This window comes from Acaryochloris sp. IP29b_bin.137, from assembly GCF_028285745.1.
Lineage (GTDB): Bacteria > Cyanobacteriota > Cyanobacteriia > Thermosynechococcales > Thermosynechococcaceae > Acaryochloris.
Map to the genome: position 1 here is coordinate 1 of NZ_JANQOP010000225.1, position 4,908 is coordinate 4,908.

Annotated in this window: 1 protein-coding gene and 1 pseudogene; both read right to left on the minus strand. The window is 48.2% G+C overall.

Going from position 1 to position 4,908, the window contains the following annotated elements; all coding sequences use genetic code 11:
- Positions 1 to 330, minus strand: a pseudogene (locus Q0991_RS15600) (hypothetical protein); the annotation flags it as partial.
- Positions 331 to 554: 224 nt separating this feature from the next.
- Positions 555 to 4,595: a serine protease gene (locus tag Q0991_RS15605; RefSeq protein WP_299489868.1), complete on the minus strand. Its 4,041-nt coding sequence runs from the start codon at positions 4,593 to 4,595 to the stop codon at positions 555 to 557.
- Positions 4,596 to 4,908 lie beyond the last annotated feature (313 nt).

Consider the following 4,908-nt stretch of genomic DNA (forward strand, 5'->3'; position numbering starts at 1 on the left):
GAGGCGATGCAATTGCCTGTTTCTTCTTTCTTTGTTGTTCATGTAGGTTAAACAGCCGATTTGTTGGGTCAACTGGATAAAAACCCGAAATGAGTTGAATACCAGATAGGTGTTGTTCTGCTTAGAAATAAGAGTGCCACTGCCCTGATTGTTGTTTGTCCTGATCCGAACCGTAATTTCTTGGGTATAGGTGGCGATGGTATCAACAGACTTTGCTTGGGCAATATGAGTTGCAGGGAGGCTACTTTGGGTAGGGCGAGCACTTGTAGAAGTGCAGAGTGTTGTGGACAAGACCAACAGAGAGAGTACAGATAATGTCCTTTGCATCATGGTTTTAAATTACTTTCTAAAAGAATAGTTGAGATGATTGAGGCATAATCGCTTTGTCCCATATCGTGGTGATTTAGAAGTAATATGCACCTTTCCCTCTACTTCTATCTGCCTTTACCTGTCAAGAGCTAGAAGAAATTCTACCCTTACGAATTTTTAGTGGTTGTTTATTCTGTTAATAGTCTTTTGAACCTTCAACCATCACCTATGCCAATGGATATGGATTATGGGGCTTGAACTGCGAGTTCTGCCAGCAGTTTTTTTACATCTACAATCAAGCGTTCTCCCCATAGGTTTTGCTGGAGAAATTCGACCTCTCGAAGTTTTGGATCTTGCTTGAGAGCAGATTGGGCTAGGGTAATCGCTTGTTGTTGCTGCCCCCCGTGATGGAGCGCAGCAGCCAGAGCAAGCTGGGGCTCAGCTAGAGAACCATCAAGCTCAATCGCGCGCTGAAATTGGGTGATAGCTTGCTCCCGACTTCCTTGTTCGTAGTAAATAAGGCCTAAGTTGACAGTAGGGATAATGGCTTTGGGGTTGAGGGTGATAGCCTGTTGAAAGTCTTTTCGGGCAAGGGAAGGATTGGCTGCTAAGGCGTATAAAATACCTCGACGGGTATAGCTGGCTGCATTGGTTTGGAGCTCAATTAATTTATCCGCATCTGCGATCGCATCTTCTATACGGTTCAAGGCCTGATAGATTCTACTGCGAAAGTCATAGACAAATCCCAACTTTGGATTGAGTTGAATCACGGTATTGAAGTCGGCCAAAGCGTCCTGATATTTCTGGGTCCCCAAGGATAGGCGACCTCTACCGACATAGGCCATAACATTTTTGGGGTTAATACCAATAGCTTGGTTGAAATCAGCTAGAGCATCATCTTGGCGCTGCCAACTTAAAAAGTTATTGCCCCGAGCAATGTATAGATCCGCCGCAAAGGGAACGGTGGGATTGGGCAGGAGGGCAAGGGCTTTTGAATAATCTGAATGGGCCTGTTCGTATTGCTGCAAATTGCCATGCATCTGGGCACGGCTACTATGGAACAGACTCCGTTGAAATGGGTTTGGGGGGGCTAACTCAATCGCCTTGGTATAGTCAGCCAGGGCTTCTGGATACCGTTTTAATGATTTGTAGACATCTGCTCGGACACCATACCCCTGACTGTCCGATGGTTCAGTCATCAGAACCTTTTGAAAATCTGCATTGGCTTCAGCTTCCTGGCCTAATGTGCGGTAAACCTTGCCCCTTCTGATATAGGTGGATAGAACCTTGGGGGCAATTTTAATAGCTTGGGTATAGTCTGCTAGGGCCTCTTGATAACGGTTTAAGGCGGTGTAATTCAGGGCGCGAGCGCGATAGAGATAGGTGGCTTTAGGGGATAGTTCGATAGCTCGGGAAAAATCGGCAATGGCCTGTTCCAGCTTGCCAAGGTCACTGTAAAGAAAGCCCCGAGCAGAGTAGGCCAGCCCCTTATACTTTTTATTCGTCTCTAATTTTTGGGGGAAATCAGCGACTTCAATGGCTTTGTCAAAGTTAGCGATCGCACGTTGATACTGGCGAGTGTTTTGATATACCGTCCCCAGTCCGATATAAGCCCGAGTATTGTTTTTGTCCACCTCGATGGCTTGGGAATAGTCGGCGAGGGCCGCTTCTGGCTGGTTCAAAGCGGCATAGGCATCGCCTCGGCTATTGAAATAAATCGGGTCGGGTGGGGCGAGCTGGATGGCTTTGGTTAAGTCTGCGATCGCAGATTGGTATTGCTGAGTGATGATATAAACATTGGCGCGACTGAAGTAGTCATTGGCACTCTCTGGCTCTAGTTCAATGGCTTGGGTATGGGCTGCGATCGCATCTTTATATTGCTGGCGGGCAAAATATACAAATCCTTGGCCCGAATAATTGATAGGGTTTTTGGGATCGACGGCAATGCCTTTGACAAATTGAGTCAAGGCTTCCTCATGGCGCTTTTGAAAGTGGTAAAGCATGCCTAAGCCGCTGTAGGCAAAGACGTATTGTGGATCAAGGGTTAGGGCTTTTTGGTAATCCGCAATCGCGGCATCGGGCTGCTTCAGAAATACATAAGTCACCCCTCGATTGGTGTAGGCAATTGCCATATTGGCATCAATCTCAATCGCCTGGTTAAGGGCAGCTAACGCTTCTTCATATCGGTCCATCTTGATCAGCACCCAGCCCCGATTGATATAAAAGGCGGACCGAGGAGCCTGGGCGATTGCTGCGTTAATCGCGGTTAAGGCTTCAGGATACCGATAGAGTTCCGACAGAACGACGTATTTTTCATTTAGCAGTTGGGCATCATTTGCCGCAAGTTTTAGCCCGGTGTTGACTGCCATCAAAGCCTGCTCCGGTTTCTTGAGGAGGCGATACACGACACTGAGGACTTGCCAACCCGGCTTATAGTTCGGTTTGAGTTCAACCACTTTGAGTAAAGCCGTTTCAGCGGCCGAATACTTTTCCTGAGATCGATAAACCAGCGCTTTACCATACCAAGCCAAGTGGACAAAAGATGGCTTTAATTGAATTGCTCGATCAAAGGCAGCGAGGGCTTCAGTATATTGTTCTAACCGCCAAAGCTGATTGCCTCGCTCGATCCAGACTTCTGCTTTGGCATTACTTGTAGGAACGTCAACCTGCAACACGGAGGCTTTCCACTGGGCCTGTTGACGCGCCGAGAGGGGAGCAGGTGCCGTTGAACTTACCTGGAGGGCCGCTGGACGGATATTAAACTTGGGTAGGGTGCCCAATACAGAACGGGTGGGAATCCCCAAACTTAACCCTAACTGAATTTTTAAGTCTCCGGTTTCAGATTCGCCTTCCGCCAGGCCATGAATGCCAATCACCTGGCCCTGGCGATCGAGAACGACACCCCCACTCATGCCGCCATAGGTAATGCTGGTATACACCAATTCGTAGCCCCCGCCAAAGCTGGCTTGGGGCAGCGCAAAAACAGCATCATTTTGGCGAACACTATAGCTATTGACTTTGAGAAATCCTTCATTTTGGTCGAATACTTTGCCGCTGTTAAACTGCCAACTGGCTTCGGCTTGATTGACCTTTGGGAAGCCGGCCACAAATACCTCATCCTCTTTTCTCGGGTTGTAATCCCCAAAGGTTGCGATCGCATAATCCGCATCACTCTGAAATGTAAAGATGGCGAGATCGATGCCTTCTTGGCGTTGAATCGTTTGAGAATCAATAGCAAAAACTTGTCCATCGGGAGCGACAACAGAATAGTCTTTCGATGGACAAGGTGGCTGACCGTTTGGGGCTTCACACACAACATGGTTCGCCGTCAGCACGGTGTAGGTCTTTCCCTGCTTGGCAATCAACACCCCTGAGCCGTTGGCCCCTGTGGAACTATTGATCCGTAACGTAAAGGTCTTCGCTTTGGCTTCTAGATCGGCAACCCAACCTTGAGTTTGAGCCGTTTTTACCGTTGACGCGACCAGGGGTTGAGGTAAACCATAGGCGGTCAGCAAGTTAGACTGAATCTGCGCCAGAGCGGTTTGGAGCGGAATTCCCCAATTATTCCGTCGTAGCTTTTGAATGGTTTCTGGGCTGAGCGCCTGACCCTCCAGGGTTTTGTAGTCATCCACCAGCGGAAAGGCATTCTGACCATTGATGCCGACGAGTTCCCCTGTGGTTGTTTCTATAATGGGTCCCCCACTCATGCCCTGCTTGACCTTCCCTGGATATCCCAGTTGATATCCCCCCTGAAGGGGCTGAGGGAGGATCTGTTGCAGTTGATGAGTGCTGCTTTGAAACGCTTGAGAGCCAGCTATGTAGCCTGCGCTGATAATGGATTGCTCTGGGCGAGGGGTAAAGTTGCCGAGTTCTGGCAGAGCATAAGACTGGTTGCTGACAAAGGTAACGAGGGCTAAGTCATATCCCGACGCAAAGGGATTCTCCATAGCAGTCGCAGGGTAGGTCTGACCATCATGGGTTTGAACTTTTAGGGTCTTTGCCCCGCGCAGGACATGGGCGTTGGTCAGGACTAGATAAACATTGTTTTGTTTGGCGAGCAGCGTTCCACTTCCTTGGTTATTATCGGCCTGAATCCGAACCGCAATCTCTTGGGCATAGGCTTTAACTGCATTATTCGAGTCTACCTGGGCAATGGGAGTGGGGATAGATCCAGTTGAAGTGGGCGGAAGAGTCGTACCGTCGGCAGGACGGATCGTTACCGATAAAATCAACGCTGGCAGTAAATCCACCAGCAAAGGTAAAACGGGCAGAAAACGTCGCAACATAGACCTAAAATAGCTCGCTGAAATAAAATTAAAGATAAATGTGGGTTAGAAGTTGAGTTGTATATCGTTGGGATGCGATCGCAATATGCAACAACACAGTGAAGTGAACCCCTATATTCGGACAGAGCAATAGATGAATTAAGCGCTATCCTCCTTATTCATACATGTTCTGTTGTCTCCACTGCTGCTCATATTCACAAGGCGTCAAATACCCCACAACTCATTTCGGGTTTTTATCCAGTTGACCCAACAAATCGGCTGTTTAACCTACATGAACAACAAAGAAAGAAGAAACAGGCAATTGCATCGCCTC